8 protein-coding genes, 1 other RNA gene and 1 pseudogene are annotated in these 5,426 nt (G+C 45.0%); 4 read left to right on the top strand and 6 right to left on the bottom strand.

Annotated elements, in window-relative coordinates; translation table 11 throughout:
* A partial coding sequence (locus tag Q0546_RS10125; protein ID WP_298792708.1) for a hypothetical protein occupies positions 1–128 on the top strand: 128 nt, incomplete at its 5' end.
* Between the two features lie 263 nt (positions 129–391).
* On the opposite strand, the gene tpx is transcribed toward Q0546_RS10125, so the two are convergent.
* On the bottom strand, positions 392–916 hold the full coding sequence (gene tpx / locus Q0546_RS10120) for a thiol peroxidase (protein WP_298792707.1): 525 nt from the start codon (positions 914–916) through the stop codon (positions 392–394).
* Positions 917–1,064: 148 nt separating this feature from the next.
* Between tpx and nrdD the strand changes: the two genes are divergently transcribed.
* Positions 1,065–1,226 (top strand): anaerobic ribonucleoside-triphosphate reductase, encoded by a 162-nt coding sequence (gene nrdD, locus Q0546_RS10115; RefSeq protein ID WP_004321737.1) that lies wholly within the window; start codon positions 1,065–1,067, stop codon positions 1,224–1,226.
* Between the two features lie 17 nt (positions 1,227–1,243).
* Positions 1,244–1,930 carry an anaerobic ribonucleoside-triphosphate reductase activating protein gene (locus tag Q0546_RS10110; RefSeq protein ID WP_298792706.1) on the top strand — a complete coding sequence of 229 codons (687 nt, stop codon included), beginning with the start codon at positions 1,244–1,246 and terminating at the stop codon, positions 1,928–1,930.
* A gap of 38 nt (positions 1,931–1,968) precedes the next feature.
* On the opposite strand, the gene Q0546_RS10105 is transcribed toward Q0546_RS10110, so the two are convergent.
* Together Q0546_RS10105 and Q0546_RS10100 are read right to left on the bottom strand one after the other, a co-directional pair.
* Complete coding sequence (locus tag Q0546_RS10105) at positions 1,969–2,553, bottom strand: hypothetical protein (RefSeq protein ID WP_298792705.1); 585 nt, start codon at positions 2,551–2,553, stop codon at positions 1,969–1,971.
* 132 nt (positions 2,554–2,685) lie between these two features.
* Entirely contained in the window at positions 2,686–3,120 is a 435-nt protein-coding gene (locus tag Q0546_RS10100; RefSeq protein ID WP_298792704.1) for a hypothetical protein, read from the bottom strand.
* Positions 3,121–3,173: 53 nt separating this feature from the next.
* On the opposite strand from Q0546_RS10100, the gene ffs reads away from it, so the two are divergent.
* An RNA gene (gene ffs / locus Q0546_RS10095) (signal recognition particle sRNA small type) lies at positions 3,174–3,271 on the top strand.
* 4 nt (positions 3,272–3,275) lie between these two features.
* On the opposite strand, the gene Q0546_RS10090 is transcribed toward ffs, so the two are convergent.
* From Q0546_RS10090 to Q0546_RS10080, 3 genes and pseudogenes are all read right to left on the bottom strand, one after another.
* Positions 3,276–4,505, bottom strand: a complete 1,230-nt coding sequence (locus Q0546_RS10090; RefSeq protein WP_298792703.1) for an HD domain-containing protein — start codon at positions 4,503–4,505, stop codon at positions 3,276–3,278.
* Positions 4,502–5,215: a preQ(1) synthase gene (gene queF / locus Q0546_RS12010; RefSeq protein WP_366519263.1), complete on the bottom strand. Its 714-nt coding sequence runs from the start codon at positions 5,213–5,215 to the stop codon at positions 4,502–4,504. The genes Q0546_RS10090 and queF overlap by 4 nt, the downstream gene beginning before the upstream one ends.
* Before the next feature lie 9 nt (positions 5,216–5,224).
* Positions 5,225–5,426 (bottom strand): annotated as a pseudogene (locus Q0546_RS10080) (GGDEF domain-containing protein); the annotation flags it as partial.

Below are 5,426 nucleotides of genomic sequence, written 5' to 3'. Positions count from 1 at the left end.
GCGAAATTTATACGCTCGCGTGGGAGATGGGACTAAAATCGACCTACTATCTACGCTCCGAAAGCCCAGATAGCGAAAAGCTAAACAATGTCGCCGATCGCTCGATCGAGTGCGAGGGGTGTCAGTAAAATTTAGATTAAATTTTACTGGTGAGTGCTTAAATTTGCCATAAAATCCAAGCAAATTTAAGCGTGGCTCGCTTTTTCTATATTTGGTTTTACCAAACTCTCTACACCGTTAATTCACAGGCACTGGCAAAAATAATTTTAATTTTATGGATATTAGTTAAAATTTGATATCGTTATATTAAAAGATGAGAAGCAAATTTAGGTGTAAAAATTTGATAATTTTTGCAGAAAAGACCGCTCTCGCGGCCTTTAAATTTAGCGGCTCACATGCACCCGCAGCCGCAGCCTCCGCTTGATTTTATCGCGTCAAATACCGCGTCGTAGTTCGGCTCGTCCGCGATCTCTGGGACGATTTGTTTGTGGATGATGACGCCGTCTTTGATGACGAAAACGGCTCTAGCTAAAAGCCCCGCAAGCGGCCCTTCGCCGATGATTACGCCGTATTTTTCACCGAACTCTCTAGCTCTAAAGTCGCTGCCTACTTTTAAATTTTTAATCCCCTCCGTAGAGCAAAATCTTCCCATCGCAAACGGCAGATCCATAGAAATCACGCTTAGTTTGATCGCCGCTTTGGCGGCCATTTTTTCGTTAAATTTACGCGTCTCAGTCGCGCAAACGCCCGTATCTAGCGACGGAACTGCGACTAATATCTCGATGCCGTTGTTGCCGCCGACCTTAAACTCGCCTAGATCCTGCCCGACGAGCGTGACTTCGGGCGCATACGAACCTACAAATACCTCTTCGCCTTTTAGCGCGACGTCTGCGCCGTGAAATTTGACTTTTGTCATATTTTTCCTTTGTTTTAAATTTAATCGTAACGTGGATATTACCATACTTTTAACAATGGCTGAAAAACAAAGACGTGCCGAGAAATTTAAGACGGTAGTTATCTACAAAGTGCTATACTATTTGACATCAATTATCAAGGAGTGACAAATGAGCGACAAAGAAATCCTAGCTTCGCTTGAGGCAAAGCGCACGAAATGCGTCGTCTACACCCGCGTAATGGGCTACCACCGCCCGGTAGAGAGCTTTAACCTCGGCAAAAAAGGCGAGCACAAAGAGCGCGTCAAATTTTGCGAGCCAAAATCCCGCTAAAATCTTGCGAGTAAAACGTGAAAGACGCTGATTTTCCGCTTTACTCGCTCACCCCCTTTACGACTCTCGACTACCCCGACAAAACGGCCTGTATAGCGTGGTTTGCGGGCTGCAACATGCGCTGCGCCTACTGTTACAACGTCTCTATCGTCACGGGCGCCGGACAGATCAGCCGTGCTGAGTTTATCAAATTTTTAGACAAGCGCAAAGGCAAGCTTAGTGGAGTGGTTTTTAGCGGCGGCGAATGCACGCTTAGCCCCGCGTTTTTGCCGCTAGCTAGCGAGGTAAAGTCTCGCGGATTTTCACTCAAAGTCGATACCAACGGCTCAAATTTGACCGCGCTTGGGCAGGCTATCTCGTTAAATTTGATCGACTATATCGCGCTTGATTTTAAAGCGCCGAAGGAGAAATTTCTAAAGGTTACCGGCTCAAATTTGTATAAAAATTTCTTGCAAACACTTGAGTTTTTGCTGCAAACCGACCTTAAATTTGAGGTTAGAACGACGGTGCATGCGGACTTGCTAGACGAGGACGATATCTCGGCGATGAGCGAGATTTTATACGAGCACGGATACAGAGGCGTTTATTATCTGCAAAATTTCCTCGACACGGGCGAAAATTTTGGAAATTTAGCGCAGGCGAAGGCTAAATTTGATCCAAATTTGGTCCGTTCAAATTTGGAAATAGGGCTTAGAAATTTTTAGTAAACTTAGTCAAATTTGACTTGCAAGACGGTAAATTTTTATTTCCAGTTATGATATTTGCTAATTTTAATAAAGGTCACGATCTTTTTTAGCTCGAACACGTCGCTTAGAGCCTGCACTTTTACGCTATATTCGCCTTTTTCGAGCTCTGCGCGGAGCAAAACTTTATCGTGAGCAAAGCCTCCGTTTTGCACGCTGCACCATGAAGTCTCACCGTATTTTGACAGATCAAACGTTTCGGTTATGGCGCTCAAATTTTGCTTTAGCTCGTTTATTTCGCCACCTTTTGCGTAGCTTATTTTGCGGTTTTGTATGGATTTTAGCACTACTTTTAGCAATATTTTTTCGCCAGTACAGGCCGCTTTTTCCTCTTCACTCGTGCCAATTGGCTCAGGGACGCCCTGCGCCGTATAACCGTAGTATCCAGCCAGCTTAGCAGCTATAGACCTCTCGCAAAACCACTTCGTAAATGCATCGCTGCCGTATCCCGGGAAGGCCTCCTCGCTGAGCTTTTCTTCCTCTTTTTGCTTTTGCGGATCTTGTGCGTAGATGAAACTTATCTCGTAGATACCGGCTTTTTTGACGGTAAAATTTATGTCGGTTGCGCTACCGGCCTCAGGCATGCCGACCCTTTATAAATGCCGTCATCAAGCGCATCGCCTCCCAAAAAATCAAATCCATAATAAAAAGCCACATAAAAAACACCGCTAAAGAGCAGTAAAAATAGGCAAAATTTGAGCTTCAAATTTGAGGTTTTATCTGTTTGGCGCGTAGGTTTTTACCTCATATAGTAAAAAATCATACACGCGCTGCTGCACGAGACCTTCGTGTTCGTCGGCGTCTATGAGCCTGCGCAGATGCTCGAAGTCGATCTTTAGCGCGTAGTTTTTGTTTGCTCTGATGGCCTGATCGATCGCTAAGAGCAAGCTATCAAGCGTCATCGGGTCTTTGCGTTTGATGCGGGAAACATACTCTCTGGTAGTTTCGATAAGTACGCGTTTGCGGTTCTCGTCACTGCCGTAAATTTCGCTTGATATGTCGTATAAATTTGCAAAATCGTCCTCTTCGGGATTGAGCTTGGCTGAGATGATAGCCGCGAAGATCTTCGCGCGAAACTCCAGCGAGCGGTGGTGATAGACCAAAAACTCCCTAAACAACGACAAAAATTTACATTTTATATCAAATCCCATGCTGCCGCCTAAAATATATTTAAGTAAAATTTGAGTAAAATCGCTCTTGCCCTTTCTTAGACCTGTGCAATGTCTCTTCTAAGCACCGCTTCAGGGTGGGAACACAGCAGAGCACTTAGGCTAGGCGTGTGCCGCAGTCATCTGAGGGAGGGTTTTTAAACCTGTAAAAGCGAAAAATGCTCCTTAAAGTCATCACAGATTTTTGAGAAATTCACTCCGTCCAAGCTCTGATTTTTCTGAAAAAATTTATCCATATTATTAAAGCCTTCGGTTAGTTCGTTTGACTTTACGCCGTAGCTGATCGAGATACCAGCCTCGAAAAAAGCAGCGAGCTTGTCACAAAATTTAAGTGCTTTGCCGTCGATGGCGTTAAATTTATCCTCGTTTACGTTCTCCATCGTGCCCTCGTGATGCAGAGGCTTTTTCTCGCAGATCCTGTTTTCAAACTCGTTTTTGATAAATTTGCCCTCTTCCATACGGATTCCGAGGATATAACTAAACTCGTCTCTAAAAATTTCAGGCACGAAAGGCAAAATTTTCTCGTCTATCAGGCGCATTTCGTACTCGCTGATTATCTCGTTTAGCCCTTCGATACCGTATTTTACGGGGCTAATGATATCGCGCGTTAGCGACTCTGGCAGATCGTGAAAAAGTGCGCAAAAGAAGTTATTTTCTAGCCTCGTTTTGCAGGCCTTAACCTCAAGCGAGTAAAAATAACTCAAAATCGCCACGACTAGCATGTGGCCTAGAACTGCCGTTTCAGGGATGCGCGGCGTCTGCGCCCAGCGCTTTTGAAAGCGCAGTCTGCCGGCCAGATCTACTAGCTTTGCCAGCTTTTGATTCATCACGATTTTGCGCACGCCTATTAGCTCGTAATAATCCTCCAGCTCCTCCTCCACGCGCGCTTTTAGCTCGTCTATGTCGCTTAAAAATTTGCTCGTTTGATAAACGATCGAAAACTCCCAGCGCGTCGCGAGGTAGCTAGCGGCCTTTAGGATCAGGCGCTCTTTAGCGTGAGCCTTGTCTTTATGCGTGAGATAGCGGCGCATCCGCTCTAAGAATTTACCACCCTCGACGTCCTTTACGAGCCCTTCTAGGATCGTTAACACCCAGGCGTTGATCTGTTCGTTTTTGGTTTTTTGCATCTGATGAAACACATCTGGGCGTATATCCGTGACCACGACTCGCGCGAGAAACTCGAAAATACCGGCCTCGATAATGTAGTTCATATCGGCGCCGTGCTCGAGCTTTGCGATGAAATACGCGATGATAAATTTGTGCGCTTGCTTATCAAGCTCGACTAAATTCGTCATCTTGGGATAGTCGTTCCAGCGCGAGATGGACGCAGCCTTAAAGATGTGTTCGATGAGCTGCGCGCTTATCATTTATCTTCCGATGATTTTTTCACGACTCTAGCGCGTTTTTCGCCGGCGAATTCAGGCTTTTTAAAGCCGTCTTTGCTGCCCGATCTTCGCGGTTTATCGTCAAATTTATCTTTACTCACACTCGCGCGAGGTTTTCTATCGCCGCTTTTTGTATCTCTTCTATCGGCTCCGAAACTCTTACCGCGAGAGCCGTCTTTGCTAAATTTAGACTCGCGTCCGCCGTAACCGCCTCTATCAAAACTACGCTCGCTATCTCGCGAAAATTTCTCAAATTTAGGTGCTTCAAAGCTTTGTTCTTGCGTTTTTTTGATTATCTCGTCAGAGCAAATTTCGATCACCGTATGGACGTTGCCGCGCGGGTTAAAGTCGCCCGTGATCTTCATCCATTTTGGCGCTAGCTTTCGCTCTAAAACGTCGTAAATTTCGTTTATGCTATCTTCGTGGCTGATGTTGCGCGTCATGAAGCTATTGATGTAGAGTTTGATCGCTTTTAGCTCGACGACGAATTTAGCAGGCACGTACTCAAGATATATCGTCGCAAAATCAGGATAACCAGAGCGCGGGCATAGGCAGCAAAACTCCGGCAACGTGATTTTGATCTTATAATCGCGCTCGTGCTTGTTTTCCCAGATTTCCAGGTCTTTTTCTACGTCAAATTCGCTTATTATTTTCTCGCCGTATTTTGGCTCTACGACCTCATTTTCTTGCATTTTTTTCCTTTAAATTTCTTTTGGCTTCTCTATGAAAAAGCCCTGTGCGAAGTCGGTCTGATAGCGCTCCGCGATGTTGTAAAACTCGTCGTCCTCCACAAATCTCACGATGGATTTTACACCTACTCTTTTTGCGATCAAATTTAGATTTTCTAACAGCGTTTTAAATTTGTCGTTTTTGATATTTTTGTTAAATTCGATGTCGTAAATA

The organism is uncultured Campylobacter sp. (genome assembly GCF_937997465.1).
Taxonomy (GTDB): domain Bacteria; phylum Campylobacterota; class Campylobacteria; order Campylobacterales; family Campylobacteraceae; genus Campylobacter_A.
Note: the sequence above shows the minus strand (reverse complement) of the source record. Positions and strands in the feature narration are given on the sequence as shown.